This is a genomic window from Actinoplanes teichomyceticus ATCC 31121 (assembly GCF_003711105.1).
In the GTDB taxonomy this organism is placed as follows: domain Bacteria; phylum Actinomycetota; class Actinomycetes; order Mycobacteriales; family Micromonosporaceae; genus Actinoplanes; species Actinoplanes teichomyceticus.
The window spans coordinates 2,699,973-2,717,466 of the sequence record NZ_CP023865.1 but is presented as its reverse complement, the minus strand read 5'-3'; the positions used below and the strand labels follow the sequence as shown (position 1 = coordinate 2,717,466).

The window sequence follows — 17,494 nt, the reverse complement described above, 5'->3', positions numbered from 1 at the left end:
CCTCCGGCGGGCCCGCGAGCGGCTAGCGTGAGCCGGATGACCGTGGGATTTCTGGGGCTGGGCGTGATGGGCCGGCCGATGGCGCTCAACCTGGTCCGGGCCGGCACCGGCCTGACCGTCTGGAACCGCTCCCCGGCCGCGGCCGAGGCGCTGCGCGCGGAGGGCGCGACCGTCGCCGCGGACCCCGCCGGCGTCTTCGCGCGCTCCGAGGTCGTCCTGATGATGCTGGCCGACGACGGGGTCGCCGACCGGGTGCTGGGCCGCGACACCGCGGCGTTCGGCGACCTGGTCGCCGGCCGCACCCTGGTGCACATGGGCACCACCGCGCCGGCCTGGTCGCGGGGGCTCGCCGAGCAGGTCCACGACGCCGGCGGGCGCTACGTCGAGGCGCCGGTCTCCGGCTCCCGCGTGCCGGCCGAGACGGCGCAGCTCGTCGCGATGCTGGCCGGCGCGGACGACGACCTGGACCGGGTGGCGCCGCTGCTGCGCCCGATGTGCCGGGAGACGGTCCGCTGCGGCCCGGTGCCGAACGGCCTGCTGATGAAGCTGGCCGTGAACACGTTCCTGATCAGCATGGTCACCGGACTGGCCGAGGCGTTCCACTTCGCCGGGCGCCACCGGCTGGACCCCGCCTGCCTGCTGGCCGCGCTCGACGCCGGCCCGATGGCCAGTCCGGTCTCCCGTCTCAAGGGCCGCAAGCTGCTCGACCGCGACTTCACGGTGCAGGCCTCGATCCGGGACGTGCTCTACAACAACCGGCTGATCGTCGAGGCCGCCGAGCGGGCCGGCATCCCGTCGCCGCTGCTGGACGCCTGCCTGGAGCTGTACGCGGAGACGTCCGCGGCCGGCCACGCGGCCGAGGACATGGCCGCGGTCATCCGTGCCCTGGAGTCCCGCTCGCACTGACCCCGCCCGGCGCGCCGGATCCGCGCGCCGGGCGGCCCCGGTGCCGGGTGGCGGGCGGCGGTGCGGGGACGCGGCGCGAGCCGCCGTCGGGCCCCTCGCCCCACCCGCGCCGGGTGGCAGGCATAGGCTCCCCCGAGTGGCGAAGTACTTCGACGTGCATCCGGACAATCCGCAACCGCGCAGCATCCACCAGGTTGTCGAGGTGATCCGGGGGGACGGGCTGATCGCCTACCCGACGGACTCGGGCTTCGCGCTGGGCTGCCGGATGGGCAACAAGGACGGCATCGAGCGGATCCGCGCGATCCGGCACCTGGACGACAAGCACCACTTCACGCTGATGTGTCATGACTTCGCCCAGCTCGGGCAGTTCGTGCAGATCAACAACGCGCTGTTCCGAGCGGTCAAGGCCAGCACGCCCGGGCCGTACACGTTCATCCTGCCGGCCACCAAGGAGGTGCCGCGCCGGCTGCTGCACCCGCGGAAGAAGACCGTCGGGGTGCGGATCACCGCGCACGGCACCGCCCAGGCCATCCTCGCCGAACTGGGCGAGCCGCTGCTGTCCAGCACGCTGCTGCTACCCGGCGAGACCGAGCCGATGACCCAGGGCTGGGAGATCAAGGAGGCCCTGGACCACGTGGTGGACGCGGTGATCGACTCCGGCGAGTGCGGCGCCGAGCCGACCACGGTGGTCGACCTGTCCGGGGGCGCGCCGGAGATCCTGCGGGCCGGCGCCGGCGATCCGGACCGCTTCAGCGGCTGAGGCGCAGCGCACGCACCGGGACCAGGACCCCGGCGCGCCGCCGGTGGTCGCGCAGGCGCGCCAGGGCCGGTCCGCGTTCGGCCGGGGTCAGCAGATCCCGTGCGTACGCCCGGAGCAGGATCGGCATCGCCCAGCGCCCGGCGCGGCGCTCGGTGAGCAGGCTGGCCGCGACCAGTTCGGCCAGCGCGGCGCGGGCGTCCGCGCCGGCCAGCGCGGTGGCGTCGGCCGCGTCCAGGTCGGGCCCCGGGTGTGCGCCGAGCAGCCGGAACAGCCGCGCGGCGGCCGGACTCAACGCCCGGTACGACCAGGAGAACACCGTCCGCGGGTCGGTCGCCGGGTCCGCGCCGCGCAGCGCGTCCAGCCCGGCCCCGGCCAGCTCGGCGGCCAGCCCGGCGAGCGGCTGCCCGCCCGGCAGCGCCGCCCGGGCGGCCACCGCGACCAGCGCCAGGGGCAGCCCGCCGGTCGCCGCGACCAGGGCCGCGACGGTGTCCGGCTCGGCCGCCACCCGAGCGCCGAGCCGGTTGGCGAGCAACTGCCGGGCCTCCGCGTCGGTCAGGGCGTCCAGGGCGATCGGGATCGCGCCGTGCGAGGCGACCAGCCCGGTGAGGCGGTCCCGGCTGGTCACCACGACCACGCCCGCGGTGCTGCCGGGCAGCAGCGGCCGGACCTGGCCGGCGTCGCGGGCGTTGTCCAGCACGAGCAGCGTCCGCCGGCCGGCCAGCAGGCTGCGCAACAGGCCGGCGCGGGCGTCCAGGCCGGTCGGCAGCGGGCGGCCCGGGTCGAGCGCGACGATCAGGTTGCCGGCGGCGTCCGCGGCGCTCATCGCGGTGCGACGCCGGTCGAAACCGCGCAGGTCCAGGTAGAGCTGCCCGTCCGGGAAGGCCGCCCGCGAGCGGTGCCCCCAGTGCACGGCCAGCGCGGACTTGCCGATCCCGGGCGGCCCGGTGATCACGACCGGCCGCGGCTCGCCGGCGGTCACCCGGTCCAGGGCGGCCAGCTCGGCGGCCCGGCCGGTGAAGCCGGGCGCGGCGGCCGGCAGCTGCGCCGGGACCTGCCGCCGGTACGCGGCCCGCAGGATGCTGGTGTGCAGCTCGGCCAGCTCCGGGCCGGGCGGCGCGCCGAGCCGGTCGGCGATCGCGTCCCGGGCCCGGGCGAACGTCTCCAGCGCGCTGGCCGGCCGCCCGGCCTCGGCGAGCGCGCTCATCAGCACCGCGACCAGGCTCTCCGCGGTCGGGTACTCGGCGACGAACGGGGTGAGCCGCTGCGCCACCTCCTCGGCCCGGCCCAGCCGCAGACCGGCCCGGCCCAGCTGGGCGATCGCGTCCAGGCGTTCCCGGGCCAGGCCGGCCCGGACCCGGTCGGCCCAGGCGCCGGGCACCCCGGCGAGCGCGACCGGCTGCCAGTGCTCCAGGGCGCCGCTGAGCAGGGTGACGACCCGCTGGTGGTCGTCGGCGGTGGCGGCGGCGCGCGCGTGGTGGATCAGCCGCCGGGCGCGGTGCAGGTCGACCCGGTCCGGCGGCACGTCGAGCAGGTATCCGCCGGCGGTCCAGCGCAGCACGTCCGGACCGAGCAGCGGGCCGAGGACCCGGCGCAGGCGGGTGGCGTACGGCGCGAGCGGGGTCCCGGAGCGGGGCGGGGCGTGCCCCCACACCCGGTCGATCAGGGTGGCCGCCGGGACCACCCGGCCGGGGGTCATCAGCAGCGCGGCCAGCACGCAGCGCTGCTTGCCGGAGCCCGGATCGGTTTCGACGCCGTCGTCGCCGATCAGGCGTACCGGGCCCAGGAGGCGCCACCGCATGACAGTCGTTCCCCCGAACAGTTTCCTTACCGATCAGGAGAACGATCCCTCAGGATGCAAACGTTTTGCAAACGATCTTGCGCATCATGATACGACGTCCGCGGGGCCGACGGGGGGCCGTGGACGCTGACTTCCGCCCACCGTCGCGCTTCCGCCGGGCCCGGCGCTCGCGGCCGTCGGGCGCACCCGGGGCGTCAGGCGAACAGCGCCAGCGGCACCGCCGAGGCCAGGGCGAGCATCCCCAGGTCGTTCGGGTGCAGGTGGTCGCCGCTGTCGTAGGCCGGGTACATCCGCTCCGGGTTCGCGCCGTCGCGGACCGCGGCGTCGAAATCGATCACCGCGTCGTACTCGCCGCTGTCGCGGATCCACTCGTTGAGCGCGGCCCGGGTGGCCCGGTTCGGCGCGTTGTCCCGGCCGCTGCCGCCGAACGGCAGCAGGGTGCCGCCGAACACGGCCAGCCCGGCCGCCCGGGCCCGGGCGATCAGCTCCCGGTGCCCGGCGATCAGCGCGGGCGCTCCCGGGTCGGTGTGCGCGATGTCGTTCACCCCGATCAGGGTGATCACGTACCGGGCGCCGGGCTGGAACAGCACGTCCCGGTCGAAGCGGCGCAGCCCGGCCGGGCCGATGGTGACCGGCACCCCGCGGTTGCCGGGGCTCCCGCCGCCGAAGCCGCCCGTGGTGACCGGCGCGGACAGATCCGGCCCGGAGAGCAGCCGGTTGCCGCCGATCCCGGCGTTGAGCACGCCGAGCGACTGCCCGGCCTCGCGGAGGCGCCGGGCCAGCAGGTCCGGCCAGCGGCGGTTGGCGCCGATCCTGGTCCTGGAGCCGCAGGTGATCGAGTCGCCGAACGCGACGACCGCCGCGGACCGGCCGGGGGTGCGCACGCTGACCCCGCTGAGCAGGGTGTACCGGGTGGTGGCCCGGCCGCCGGGCGGGTCCGGCTCGGCGGCCACGTTGCCGGCCAGGATCCGGTTGCGCTGCCAGACGAACGGGCTGATCGTGCCGATCCGGGTCGGGTCCGGCAGGTGGAAGGTGATCACCAGGTCGGCGCCGGGTGGCAGCGGCAGGTCCGGCACCGGGTCGCTGACCACGGTGGCGCCGGCCGGCAGGACGACCGCCGCGCTGCCGTCGAAGGTGACCCGGCGGATGCTGCCCGGGTGCATGGCGGTGCTGTCCGGGCCGCCGGCGCGCAGGCCGGTCCAGATCTCCGAGAGGCGTACCGGGGTCTGGCCGTACTCATTGGTCAGCCGGATGCGCGGCTCGCTCCCGCCGAGGCTCAGATGCACCACCTGGCGGAGGGTGCGACCGGCCGGCAGCACCGGCTCGGCGGCCCGGGCGGCCGTGGTCGCCGTCGCCCAGCTGCCCGTCCAGGCGGGCCGGGACCGGGCCGGATGCCGGGGCCCGGCGACGCCCGGGGCGGCGAACAGCGCAGCCGCGCCGGCTCCTCCCATGAGGAGCGCGCGACGCGTGGTCGCTCGGCGCAGCTGTGCGGAATATACGTTTCGCAAGATGACGGCAAATTAGGGAATCTGGTGTCCCGCCGTCAAGTTCGTGGTCCGGAATCCGATCCGGGGGTGTGACGGCGTGTCGCACCCCCGGATCGTCCGGGTCACCCGGTCGAGCAGCTCAGGTTCGTCAGGGCGGTCGGCGCCGCGCCGGAGGCGAGGAAACCGAAGGTGGTGCGGCCACCGGCCGCGACCGACGCGTTCCAGTTCTCGTTGCCGACCGAGATCAGCGAGCCGGTGCTGCTCGCCTTGCCGCTCCACACCGAGGCCAGTGTCTGGCTGCCGGGCCACGTCCAGGAGACGCGCCAGCCGTTGACCGGGGTGCTGCCGGCGTGCACCATCACCTCGCCCTGGAACCCGCCGGACCAGGTGGAGACGGTGTTGTACATCGCGGTGCAGCTACCGCCGGTCCCGGGTGAGGTGTCGGGGGTGGACGGCGACACCGACGGGGAGACGCTCGGTGAGGTGCTCGGCTGCGTGCCGATCCCGGTGACCTCGCCGTTGCCGCCGTCGAAGACGACGTCCGAGCAGCCGTAGAAGGTCTCCTGGCTGTCCGAGCGGGACCAGACCGAGTAGATCAGGTGCTTGCCGGTCTTGCCGGACGGCAGCCGCCCGGTCCAGTAGTAGTGCCCGTCGTCGGTGCCCGGCCCGCCGTTCGCGGGCGGGTTGGTCACCTGGTCGAACGGCGTCGGCTCGAGGTCACCCCAGGCCAGCGGCTTGGTCGGGTCGTAGCCGTCCTTGGTGATGTAGAGCGAGAACGTGCCCGGGTGCTTGGCCCAGTCGTTGTAGCGGAACTGCATCGTCGCGCCGGCCGTCAGGTGGGTCGTCGGCCAGTCGGCGCGGGCCAGGTTGAAACCGGTGAAGTCGTACGGGCCGCCGGTGCCGCCGCTGCACAGCTGGCCGTCCGGGATGAAGCCGGAGACCCGGCCGGCGCCGTTCGAGCGCAGCACGGCGAACCAGTTGTACAGCGCGGTGGTGCCGCTCTTGGCGACCGCGGCGGCGCAGGCCGCGTTCTTCGGTTCGATCGCGCCGGTGCTGGAGTTACGGCCGTCCTGGTAGCAGAGCCAGGTGCGGCTGCCGGGTACCTGGATGGCTCCGTGCGCCTCAGCGGTCGCGGGCAGGACCAGGGCCCCGGCCGCGGCGGCGATCAGGGCCGCCGCGGCCATGCGTACAAATCTCATGTTTGTCACCCCTGCGGGAAGAGACGGGCGTAGTCGGCGTACCCGGTGGCGACGTCGACCTGGGCCCAGAACCGGTGGTAGTTGAAGGTGGGTGCGGCCCCTCCGTTCAGGTACGCCTGGACCTTGGGGTAGTCCGGGTCGTTCTTGTAGAAGGAGCGGATGTCGAGGAACGACACCCCGGGCTTGATGACGTCGCCGTTGGGCATCTTGCCGCTCCAGCCGTTGGGGATGTAGATGCCCTGGCCGGTGCTGGCGTTGTAGGTGTCGTCCATCCGGTTGTAGTCGGCGCGGGTCTCGGTGACCGAGACGCCCTTCGCGTCCTTGTGCGTCCAGATCGCGTCGAGCAGGTTCTTGGCCGCCGTCTTCGCCGCCGTGTTGCCGGACTTGGCCGCGTAGTAGGTCAGCAGCTTGGCGAACGAGCCCGCCACGCCCACGTCGGTGCCCTTGCTCTTGACCGTGACGTGCAGGTTGGTGTTGGCCGCCGGGTTGGACGCGTTCCAGGTGGCCGGCGCGCCCGACCAGGTCAGGTCGGACGGGATCTCGAAGCTGCTGGCGGTGATGGTGGAGTTCGCCAGCGCCCAGGTCACCCACTTGTCGAGGATCGACTTGGCCTTGGCGTCACCGGTCGTGTAGTAGTACTCGGCCAGCCGCTCCAGCGACCAGGTCTGCATACCGAACCACTGGTTGGACGGCGGGTCGGCGTAGACCGGCGCCTCCACGTACGCCAGCCCGTAGAAGGTCGGCGTGCCGGCCGGCGGCGCCGAGTAGTTGCCGTTCCAGCTGTTCGTCGCGCCACCGGCGATGGCGCCCTCGCTGGACTGCAGCCACTGGTAGAACTCCAGCTGCCGGTTCAGGCTGGCCTGCCAGTCGGCCTTGGCTGTCGGCGACTTCGGGTTGAAGGCGCCCACGTTCGACAGCACGTACGCGGCCATCGGGTTCTGGTAGCCGAAGTGGCTGGTGCTGGACCCGATCCGCCACGCCCAGCCGGCGCTGGTGTCGTACGCGCCGCCCCAGGCGTAGTACCACGACATCAGGTTGTTGGAGCTGTTCTTGCCGCTGCCGGCGGCACACGACGTCGAGGTGCAGCCGGGCTGCTTGAAGTACTTGTCGTAGAACGAGTACCGCAGGTAGTCACCCATCTTGGCGGCGTTCGCCACGGTGCTGGAGATCTGCGACTGCTTGCCCTGCGCGGTGGCCCACTGGTGCGCCCAGTAGGCGACCTGGACGGCGCGCGAGTCGGCGTCCGGCGCGTTGGTGTACTTCCACTGCTTGGCGTACGAGGTGTCCTTGGTGAACAGGTCCAGGAAGCCGTTCGGGCCGCCGTGCTTGAACGTGTCGCAGGCCGGCTGCGGCACGGTCTCGAAGGTCGACTCCTGCGCGCCGCGCTGGAAGGTGTTGATGTACGCGACCCGGGTGGTGCCGTCCCCGCAGCGGCCGAAGCCGTACGTGTTGTCCACGTCCAGCAGCCAGTGCATACCGTAGATGTCGTCGGTGCCGTACGCGCTCTTGAGCTCCGCGGCCAGCGGGTCCGTGCCCACCGACACCGAGCTGTCCAGCTGCGACGGGTACTGCGAGGGCAGCGGGTACTCGGCCGCGTAGGTGGCCGGCTTGGCCGGGTTGTAGCTGGCGTTGGTCGGCTGGTCGGCGTGCGACGGGATGATGTACTTCTCCATCGTCGCCCAGGCGTTGTTGAACGGCGCCCAGTCCCCGGTCACCTGCCCGTGCTCGGCCTCCAGCCACAGCCAGTAGCTGAACGCCTCGCTGGTGGTCTCGTGGCCGTGGTCGGGCGCCTCGTCGATCAGCGTCTCGACCGAGTGGTACGGCACGCCCTCCGGGCTGAAGTAGCCGTTCGCCGGGTTCTTGATGTCGTTGTAGAGCTGGGTGAAGCGGGCGTCGACGGCGCCCTCCTCGACCACGGTCACCGCCACGTTCGCGGCGGTGTGGCCGCTGGCGGTGGCCGTGATGGTGGCGGTGTCGCCGGTCTTCGCCGAGTTCGCCGCCGCGATCGTCACCGGCTGGCCGGTGTTCCAGTTGGCCGGGGTGAAGGTGAGCGTGGCCGGGGTGGCGGTGATCGCGGTGCTGCCGGTGTCGCGGGCCACCGTGACGGTGACGTTCGCGGCCGGCGCCTTGCTCAGGCTCAGCCGGTACGTGCCGCTCTTGCCGGGCGCGAGGGTGACCGAGGTGGCGTCGGCGACGATCGCCGGGCTGGTCGACGCGTCGACGAAGACCGGCACGTCGGCGGTGCTGCTCTTGGTGCCGGCCCCGTCGTAGGCGACCGCCTGCAGGTGGTACGCCGCGGCCTGCGCCGGCACCCCGCTCCAGGTGTACGAGTACGGCGCGGTGGTGTCGCTGCCGAGCAGCAGCCCGTCGTGGTAGAACTCGACCTTCGCGATGGTCTGCCCGCTCGCCGCGGTCGCGGTGGCCGTGATCGGGATGGACGCCGGGGCGGTGTACCGGGTGTTCGCGGCCGGGCTGCTGATCGCCACGGTGGGCGCGGCCGCCGAGCCGTTGCACGGCTGCCCGTTGAGGGTGAACGCGGTGGGCACCGGGTTCGTGGAGCCGAACGTGCCGTTGAAGCCGGTGCTGGTGGACGCCCCGGTGCCGAGCGTGCCGTTCCAGGGCGCGTTGGTCACGGTGACGCGCTTGCCGCTCTGGGCGTACGTGCCGCTCCAGCCCTGGGTGACCTTCTGCCCGGCGTCCGGGAAGTCGTACTCCAGCTTCCAGCTGGTCAGCGGGTCGCCGGAGTTGGTGATGGCGATGTCGCCGGTGAAGCCGCCATTCCACTGGCTCTGCACCTTGTAGACGACGGCGCAACCGGCCGCGGCATACGCCGGTGGGCCGCCGGCCACGAAGGCCGTGCCGGCGCCGAGGACGGCGACGCCGGTGACGGCCAGCCTGCGTCGCAGGCGTTGAGCGTACGGTCTCACGATGTTCCTTCCTTGGGAGCGGGTGTCACCGATCACGGGGTGCGGGTGCAGGTGACAGGGGACGGAACGGGATTGGTGGTGCCGGTGGTGCCGCCGAGGAATCCGACCGTGGTGGAGGCCCCGGACGCGAGGGCGCCGTTGTACGACGCGTGGGTGACGGTGACCGCGGCGCCGGACTGGGTGGCGGTGCCGCCCCAGGCCTGGGTGACGGTCTGCCCGCCGGTGTAGGCCCACGTGACCGTCCAGCCGGTGGCCGCGGTGGCGCCGGTGTTGGTCACCGTGACCTCGCCCTGGAAGCCGCCGCTCCATGAGCCGGTCACCCGGTAGACCGCGGTGCAGCCGGTGGACGGCGACGTCGACGGGCTCGGCGACGGGACCGACGGTGACGGGCCGGGCGAGCTGGTCGAGGGCGACGGGCTCGGCGAGCCGGGCGACGAGACGCTCGCCGAGGGGGTCGGCGACGAGGTTCCGCCGGTGCGGTCGGCGTAGAGGATGCCGCGGCCGTTGGTGCCCAGGTAGACCCGGCCCCAGATGCGCGGGTCGCCGGCCAGGGCGTCGCCCATGTTGCCGTACCGGTGCCTGTCGTCGTTGATCCGGACCCAGTGGGCCCCGGTGTCGTCGGAGCGGAACACGCCGTCGACCCCGTCGACCGTGCCGACCAGGAAGACCGCCGGGTGGGTGGCGCCCGGTGCGGCCTTGCCGAAGGCGACGTTGATGCCCTCGGCGACCGTGCCGACCCTGGTGAAGGTCCGCCCGGAGTCGGTGGAGCGCAGCAGGCCGGTGCCGCCGGCCACCCAGACCTCGCCGGCGATGCCCGGGACCGCCCTCAGGTGCAGCCGCCCGGTGGTGGGCAACGCCTGCGCGGAGGCGGTGAAGGTGGCCCCGCCGTCGGTGCTGGTGTAGAAGGCGCCGTTGGCGTACGCGTAGAAGGTCCTGGGGTTGACCCGGTCGGACTCGACGACGGCGCCGGCCGGCAGGCCGGTGGACGCGGTCCAGCTGCTGCCGCGGGTGGTGGAGTAATGCACGCCCGCGCCGGCCGGTGACCAGACCACGGCGCCCGCGTCGGCGCCGACCGCGACCGTGCCGCCGCCGGTCACCCCGGCCGGCTCCTGTCCCTGGTGCCACGTCTTGCCGCCGTCGGTGGAGACGCCGATGTGCGGTGCCGCGTCGGCGTTGCCCACCCGGACGAAGAAGCTGGGGCTGAGCTCGGCGAAGTCCAGGCTGGTGTTGCTGCCCAGGCTCGGGGTGTCGTGGAAGTTGGCCGGCACGGCGTCGAGGTCGGCGTGGTGGAAGCCGCCGATGTCGCCGAGCGCGCTGACCAGCGGGGCGCCGCTGGGCGGGCTGGCCAGGTCGAGGACGGCGGTCTCCTCGAGGCCCTTGGCCATCGGCTTGATGGTGACCGTCGCGCCGCTGTCCCACCTGGTCAGGTCGGTGGTGCCGTACAGGGTGGCGCCGGTGCCGTAGAGCAGCCGGTCGGAGTCGAACGGGTCGATCTCCAGGGACTCGTTCATCCAGCCGAGCTTCGGGCTCTCCTCGGGCGCCACGGAGGTGTTGTTGAAGTCCAGCCACGGGTTGGCCGAGATGTCCATGATGTAGCGCTTGGTCCGGTTCGGGTAGTCGCTCCAGTCCCAGATCCGGGTCCAGGTGGCGCCGTAGTCGGTGCTGCGGAAGAAGATGGCGTCCGGCCACCAGGAGATCTGGGTGGCGACCATCAGGGTGCCCGGGTGCTGCCGGTCCACGGTCAGCCCGGAGTACCCGTAGTAACGGTCGGCGACCGGGGTGGGTGAGATGTCCGTCCAGACGCCGGTCCGGGTGTCCAGCCGGTGGACCTGGCCGGCCGCGCCGTCGTACGGGCCGCCGGTGTCGCTGGTCGCGATGAACAGGTACCCGCCCTGCACCACGCCCTTGTGGGCGAGGTACCCGGTGGGCTGGCCGGGGACGCGTGCCCAGGTGGCGCCGGAGTCGAGGGAGCGGTAGACCGGGTTCGCCCTGTCCGCCACGCCGACGTAGACGGCGGGCGAGTTCGGGTCGAAGGTGACCCAGGTCAGGCCCTGGTTCTGGCTCAGGTAGCCGCTGGTGTCGGTGGGGTCCTGGACGTAGTTGCCGGCGTTGGGGAAGGTGCCGACCCGGGCCCAGGTGGCGCCGTAGTCGGTGCTGCGCCAGAGCCCGTTGCCGCCCTCGGCGGCGAAGTACACGTTCCTGTTGTCGCGCGGGTCGACCGCCAGCCGCTCCCCCATGCCGCGGCCGGGCATGTTGCCGCCGATCTTGAACGGCAGGTTCGTCTGCCGCCAGGTGGCGCCCCTGTCGGTGGAGCGCAGGATGGCGCCGTTGTTCGGATCCCAGCTGTTGGTGTACATCCCGACGGCGGCGTAGACCCGGTTGGTGTCGACCGGGTCGGCGGCGATGCTCAGCACGCCGTTGTGGCCCCAGTCGTCCTGGCCGACCCAGTCCAGCAGCGGGGTCCAGCTCTGGGTCGACTGGTTCCAGCGGTAGGCCCCGCCGATGTCGGTGCGCGCGTAGATCAGGTTCTTCTCGCCGGGGTTGAAGACGACACCCGGAACGAAACCACCACCGTCGATCCGGACGTTCTTCCAGGTGTAGGGCTCGGTGCCGGCAGCCGTGGCGGAGATCGGCTGGGAGATCACGGCTACCGCGGTGGCGGCGACCACCAGGGCGGCGGCGAGCGCACCGCCGGGGGAACTTCGCATCGGGGAACCTTCCATTGACGTACATGAACCTGGGAGCGCTCCCAAAGCGTCTGCCGCCGTCATCGCCGTGTCAAGAGCCGGAAACTTCGCGTTGATATCGAGGAGCCGTCGCCGCGGCACTACGCAGAGCGACAATGAAGTGGTGGCCCGCGGACGGCGCCCGGCCCACCCCGCCACGGACAAAAGTCCCGGTCAGATGCGTTATCTCCGGGGGGAACGCGGCGAGCAGCGACAAGGTGCTGGAGGGGCGGATGTGTATCATTCGGCGGAACGCGCGGACCGGCGACTGCCGGTCGGTCCCGCGGCTGGCCGGTGAAGGGGATACCGGTACACGGCGTGACATCGGCCCGGCGTAACGGTGGAGGAGCTTGCATGAAGGTTTGCGTTGTCGGTACCGGTTACGTCGGCCTGACCACCGGAGTCAGCCTCGCCTTCCTCGGGCACGAGGTCACCTGCGTGGATCTCGACCAGGCCAAGGTCGACATGCTGCGCGCCGGGAAGTGCCCGATCTACGAGCCCGGGATGGAGGAGCTCCTCGCCGAGGCGTCCGCGAACCTGCGCTTCACCACCAGCTACGCCGACGCGGTGCCCGGCGCCGACGTCGTCTTCGTCGCGGTGCAGACCCCGTCGGCCGCCGACGGCAGCCCCGACCTGCAGTACCTTCGCAGCGCCGCGGAGAGCGTGGCGCACGCCCTGGACCACGACTTCACCGTCGTGGTGAACAAGTCGACGGTGCCGATCGGCAGCGGCAACTGGGTCGACGCCATCCTGCGCGACTCGTTCGCGCAGCGCGCCGACCGCCCGGCCGGCGTCGAGTTCGCGGTCGCCTCCAACCCGGAGTTCCTGCGCGAGGGCAACGCCATCGCCGACACCCTGTTCCCGGACCGGATCGTGATCGGCTCGGACAACCCGCGCAGCCTCGAGGTGCTCAACCGCCTCTACCGCCCGATCATCAACCAGACCTTCACCGCGCCCACCTTCCTGCCCCGCCCGGAGGACGCCACCGCGGTCCCGCTGGTCTCCACCGACCTGGCCTCGGCCGAGCTGATCAAGTACGCGGCCAACGCGTTCCTGGCCCTCAAGATCAGTTACGTGAACGAGATCGGCCAGCTGGCCGCCAAGGTCGGCGCGGACATCAGCGAGGTAGCCCGCGGCATGGGCCTGGACCAGCGGATCGGCTCCCGGTTCCTGCAGCCCGGCGTGGGCTGGGGCGGCTCCTGCTTCGGCAAGGACACCAAGGCGCTGATTGCCACCGCCTCCGAGTACAACCTCGAGATGCCGATCGTCAAGGCCGCCCGCGACGTCAACCAGCGCCAGCGCGCCATCGCGGTGGAGCGGCTGCAGGACGAGCTGCGGATCCTCAAGGGCCGCAAGATCGGCCTGCTCGGGCTGGCGTTCAAGCCGAACACCGACGACCTGCGCGACGCGCCGGCGCTGGACATCGCGAACTCCCTGCTGGCCCGGGGCGCCCGGGTGAAGCTGCACGACCCGGTCGCGGCCGAGCGCTTCCGCAAGGAGCAGCCCGAGCTGGCGCCGTACCTGACCGAGAGCCTGGACGAGCTGTTCGCCGACTGCGACGCGGTCGTACTGGTCACCGAGTGGGCACAGTACCTCGAACTGGACTGGAGCAAGTTCGTCGGGCTGATGCGCAACCCGCTGGTGCTGGACGGCCGGCACGTACTCGACGGCGAGCGGATGCGCCGGCTCGGCTACAAGTACGTCGCCGTGGCCGGCTGACCCCCGTTCTGCGATCAACCGCCGTGGTGGCCTTCCGGGCCGCCGCGGCGGTTCCTTTTTGCGGCGTAGGGACGATTCTGCCCGACCCTCGCCGCCGCCCGGCTGAGACGGGTTCCCGCGAAGAGCAACAAAACCGACTCACCGACCGTATGATGACCGCTTAGAGCGGATAAATACTCCTAAACACCCCCGGGAAAGCCGATCAGGCAGGAAGCTCTTCCGACAATCTCCTTAACCGGTTAAGGTGCCGGGTCGTCGCCGCTATATCGTTACCGACTCGATCACGCGGAAATCATTGCGCAACTTGCCGGTTACCTCTTGACTGTTGGTCAAGAAGCGCTTCGGACGGCGGCGTCGCCAGACGCCGGAGGCGCGTCAAGACATAGGGAGCGGTATGTTCGGTCACAGTGGGAGTTCGCGATCCCGAGTCGCGCTCGCCGGTGCCCTCAGCGTCGGGCTGGCCTTCAGCCTCACGGCGTGCGGCGGCGACGACAAGGACGAGTCGGGCGCAACCACGGACACAGCGGCGTCGTCCATCGACTGCGCCCAGTTCAGCCAGTTCGGCGACCTCAAGGGCAAGACCGTGTCGGTCTACACCGGCATCGTCACGCCGGAGGACACTCCGCACAAGAAGTCGTACGAGCCTTTCGAGAAGTGCACCGGCGCCACGGTGAAGTACGAGGGCGACAAGGCCTTCGAGACGCAGGTCCTGGTACGGGCGAAGGCGGGCAACCCGCCGGACGTCGCGTTCGTCCCGCAGCCCGGTCTGCTCAAGCAGCTGGTCGACACCGGCAAGGCCGTCGAGGCCCCCAAGGAGGTCGCGGACAACGTCGACAAGTGGTGGGGCAAGGACTGGAAGGCCTACGGCACGGTCAACGGCAAGTTCTACGCCGCGCCGCTGGGCGCCAACGTGAAGTCCTTCGTGTGGTACTCGCCGAAGGAGTTCGCCGAGAAGGGCTACACCGTCCCCACCACGCTGGACGAGCTCAAGCAGCTGAGCGACAAGATCGCCGCCACCGGCTCGAAGCCGTGGTGCGCGGGTATCGGCTCCGGTGACGCCACCGGCTGGCCGGTCACCGACTGGGTCGAGGACTTCATGCTGCGCCTGTCCGGCCCGGACACCTACGACAAGTGGGTCAAGCACGAGCTCCCGTTCAACGGCCCCGAGTCCACCGCCGCGTGGAACGCCGTCGGCGACTACCTGAAGAACGACAAGTACGTCAACGGCGGGCTGGGTGACGTCAAGAGCGTCGCCTCCACCACGTTCCAGGACGCCGGCCTGCAGATCCTCGAGGGCACCTGCTCGCTGCACCGCCAGGCCAGCTTCTACGCGGCCAACTTCACCAAGGGCACGGACATCTCCAAGGACGGCGACATCTTCGCCTTCTACCTGCCGGGCAAGGACACCACGACCAAGCCGGTGCTGGGTGGTGGCGAGTTCACCCTCGCCTTCGCCGACCGTCCCGAGGTCAAGGCGTTCCAGTACTACCTGTCCACCGACACCTGGGCGAACGTCAAGGCCAAGGCGTCGACCGGCTGGGTCAGCGCCAACAAGGGTCTGAAGGTGGAGAACCTGTCCAGCCCGATCGACCAGCTGTCGGCGCAGACCCTGCAGGACCCGGCGGCGCAGTTCCGGTTCGACGGCTCCGACATGATGCCCGCCGCGGTCGGCTCGAACGCGTTCTGGAAGCAGGCCACGGCCTGGATCACCGGCCAGGACACGACCGCCACGGTGAACAACATCGAAAACGCGTGGCCCAAGAAGTGATCTGAGTTCCTCTGCAGAGGCCGGCTGGAGTGCTACGGCACTTCAGCCGGCCATCGCCCTCTTTCCCCTCGGAAACATGAAGGAGGTCCGGGTCACGTGTTCAGCACCGCCACCAACACCCCGGAGAAGCTTCTCCAGATGCTCTCGGCGCTACTGCTGTTCGCCGCCGTGCTGGGCATCATCCTGTTCCTCGCGAGCCGGGTCCGCGGCAAGCGCTCCGACAACGCGGTCGGTTACCTCTACCTGCTCCCGGTCGTCCTGATGCTCGCGGTCGGGCTGGTCTATCCCGGCCTGCGCACCATCTACGAGTCGTTCTTCGACGCGCGGGGCAGCGCGTTCATCGGCATCGACAACTACAAGACCATCTTCACCGATCACGACCAGCTCGTCGTGCTGGCCAACACGATCATCTGGGTGGTCATCGTCCCGCTGCTGGCCACCGCCATCGGCCTCGTCTACGCCATCCTGGTGGACCGGTCGCGGTTCGAGTCGTTCGCCAAGGCGTTGATCTTCCTGCCGATGGCGATCTCCATGGTCGCCGCCGGCGTGATCTGGAAGTTCATGTACGAGTACCGGGTGGACCAGCCGAACGTGAAGCAGATCGGCCTGATCAACCAGATCATCGTCTGGCTCGGCGGCAAGCCGGTCCAGCTGCTGATCACCGACACGTTCAAGCTGAACACCCTGCTGCTCATCGTGGTGTTCATCTGGATCCAGGCCGGCTTCGCCATGACCGTGCTGTCCGCGGCGATCAAGGCGATTCCGGACGACATCGTCGAGGCCGCCCGCCTCGACGGCGTGAACCCGTGGAGCATGTTCGTCAAGATCACGCTGCCGAGCGTGCGCCCGACCATCGTCGTGGTGCTCACCACGATCGCCATCGGCACGCTCAAGGTGTTCGACGTGGTCCGCACCATGACCGGCGGCAACTTCAACACCAGCGTCATCGCCAACGAGTTCTACAGCCAGCTGATCCGGGCCGACAACCAGGGTCTGGCCGCTGCGCTCGCGGTGGTGCTGTTCGTCCTGGTGACGCCGATCGTCTTCTACAACATCCGTCAAGTCCGTCAGGAGGCATGATGGCGGTCACCCCTCTGACGACGACGCCGGAGATCACCCCGGTCCAACTGAGCGCCGCCTCGGTGGCCAAGAAGAAGCTCAGCTCGCCGTGGGCGTCGCTGGCCGCGGTCGTCATCGCGGTCCTGTGGACGCTGCCGACGTTCGGCCTGCTGCTCTCGTCGTTCCGGCCGGAGCTGTCGATCAAGCGGACCGGCTGGTGGACGTTCTTCACCGACCCGGAGCTGACGCTGGACAACTACCGGGCGGTCTTCGACAGCGAGAGCGGGGTCAACCTCGCCGACTTCTTCGTCAACTCGCTGGTGATCTGCATTCCCGCGGTCCTGATCCCGGTCTCGCTGGCGGCGCTGGCCGCCTACGCGTTCGCCTGGATCGACTTCCGCGGCAAGAACATCCTGTTCCTGGCGATCTTCGCGCTGCAGATCGTGCCGCTGCAGGTCACCCTGATCCCGCTGCTGACGATCTTCGTGAAGATCGACATCAGCGGCACGTTCTGGCCGCTGTGGCTGGCGCACTCCACGTTCGCCCTGCCGCTGGCCATCTACCTGCTGCACAACTTCATGAAGGAGGTTCCGGCCGGTCTGATCGAGGCGGCCCGGATGGACGGCGCCGGCCACGTGGCGATCTTCTTCCGGGTGATGATGCCGCTGATGGTCCCGGCGCTGGCGGCGTTCGGCATCTTCCAGTTCCTCTGGGTGTGGAACGACCTGCTGGTCGCCCTGGTCTTCGCCGGCGGCGGCAACGAGGTCGCCCCGATCACCTACCAGCTGGCCAACCTCACCGGCACCCGTGGCACGGCCTGGCACCTGCTGGCCTCCGGCACGTTCGTGTCGATCATCGTGCCGGTCACGGTGTTCCTGCTGCTGCAGCGCTACTTCGTGCGCGGCCTGCTGGCCGGCAGCGTCAAGGGCTGAACCCGGCCCGTCCCGGCGGGGCCGCACCGATCCCGGTGCGGCCCCGCCGCCATTCCGGCCCGGCCACCGGCGCCGGCCCGCCGGGCCAGACCCGCGCCGCCACGATCAACTCGCGTCCCCCGTCGTACGCTTCGCCGCTGCCCCACCAGCCGACCCGTGACCCCGGCCGCTGCCTCGTGCCGTGGCGGCGCCGCGCGGGGCCGGCACCGGGCT

General features: G+C 71.2%; 11 protein-coding genes. 6 read left to right on the top strand and 5 right to left on the bottom strand.

What is annotated here, in order from left to right; all coding sequences use genetic code 11:
* The first annotated feature begins 36 nt into the window (after positions 1–36).
* On the top strand, positions 37–906 hold the full coding sequence (locus tag ACTEI_RS12175) for an NAD(P)-dependent oxidoreductase (protein WP_122982093.1): 870 nt from the start codon (positions 37–39) through the stop codon (positions 904–906).
* A gap of 136 nt (positions 907–1,042) precedes the next feature.
* The gene (locus ACTEI_RS12170; RefSeq protein WP_122977756.1) at positions 1,043–1,666 is read left to right on the top strand and encodes an L-threonylcarbamoyladenylate synthase; all 624 of its coding nucleotides are present in this window, start codon (positions 1,043–1,045) and stop codon (positions 1,664–1,666) included.
* Here ACTEI_RS12170 and ACTEI_RS12165 read toward each other — a convergent pair.
* From ACTEI_RS12165 to ACTEI_RS12145, 5 genes are all read right to left on the bottom strand, one after another.
* Positions 1,656–3,464, bottom strand: a complete 1,809-nt coding sequence (locus tag ACTEI_RS12165) for an AfsR/SARP family transcriptional regulator (protein ID WP_122977755.1) — start codon at positions 3,462–3,464, stop codon at positions 1,656–1,658. The genes ACTEI_RS12170 and ACTEI_RS12165 overlap by 11 nt on opposite strands.
* A 194-nt stretch (positions 3,465–3,658) precedes the next feature.
* Complete coding sequence (locus ACTEI_RS12160) at positions 3,659–4,915, bottom strand: SGNH/GDSL hydrolase family protein (protein WP_122977754.1); 1,257 nt, start codon at positions 4,913–4,915, stop codon at positions 3,659–3,661.
* A gap of 158 nt (positions 4,916–5,073) precedes the next feature.
* Complete coding sequence (locus tag ACTEI_RS12155) at positions 5,074–6,150, bottom strand: lytic polysaccharide monooxygenase auxiliary activity family 9 protein (RefSeq protein ID WP_122977753.1); 1,077 nt, start codon at positions 6,148–6,150, stop codon at positions 5,074–5,076.
* Positions 6,151–6,155: 5 nt separating this feature from the next.
* On the bottom strand, positions 6,156–9,077 hold the full coding sequence (locus tag ACTEI_RS12150; RefSeq protein WP_187645973.1) for a glycoside hydrolase family 48 protein: 2,922 nt from the start codon (positions 9,075–9,077) through the stop codon (positions 6,156–6,158).
* A gap of 32 nt (positions 9,078–9,109) precedes the next feature.
* Complete coding sequence (locus ACTEI_RS12145; RefSeq protein ID WP_122977752.1) at positions 9,110–11,785, bottom strand: cellulose binding domain-containing protein; 2,676 nt, start codon at positions 11,783–11,785, stop codon at positions 9,110–9,112.
* A gap of 372 nt (positions 11,786–12,157) precedes the next feature.
* Between ACTEI_RS12145 and ACTEI_RS12140 the strand changes: the two genes are divergently transcribed.
* From ACTEI_RS12140 to ACTEI_RS12125, 4 genes are all read left to right on the top strand, one after another.
* Positions 12,158–13,522: a UDP-glucose dehydrogenase family protein gene (locus ACTEI_RS12140; protein ID WP_122977751.1), complete on the top strand. Its 1,365-nt coding sequence runs from the start codon at positions 12,158–12,160 to the stop codon at positions 13,520–13,522.
* Positions 13,523–13,916: 394 nt separating this feature from the next.
* Positions 13,917–15,290 (top strand): ABC transporter substrate-binding protein, encoded by a 1,374-nt coding sequence (locus ACTEI_RS12135; RefSeq protein ID WP_122977750.1) that lies wholly within the window; start codon positions 13,917–13,919, stop codon positions 15,288–15,290.
* A gap of 138 nt (positions 15,291–15,428) precedes the next feature.
* The gene (locus ACTEI_RS12130; RefSeq protein WP_203723722.1) at positions 15,429–16,370 is read left to right on the top strand and encodes a carbohydrate ABC transporter permease; all 942 of its coding nucleotides are present in this window, start codon (positions 15,429–15,431) and stop codon (positions 16,368–16,370) included.
* Positions 16,367–17,281, top strand: a complete 915-nt coding sequence (locus ACTEI_RS12125) for a carbohydrate ABC transporter permease (protein ID WP_372443276.1) — start codon at positions 16,367–16,369, stop codon at positions 17,279–17,281. Before ACTEI_RS12130 ends, ACTEI_RS12125 begins: the two co-directional genes overlap by 4 nt.
* Positions 17,282–17,494: the final 213 nt, after the last annotated feature.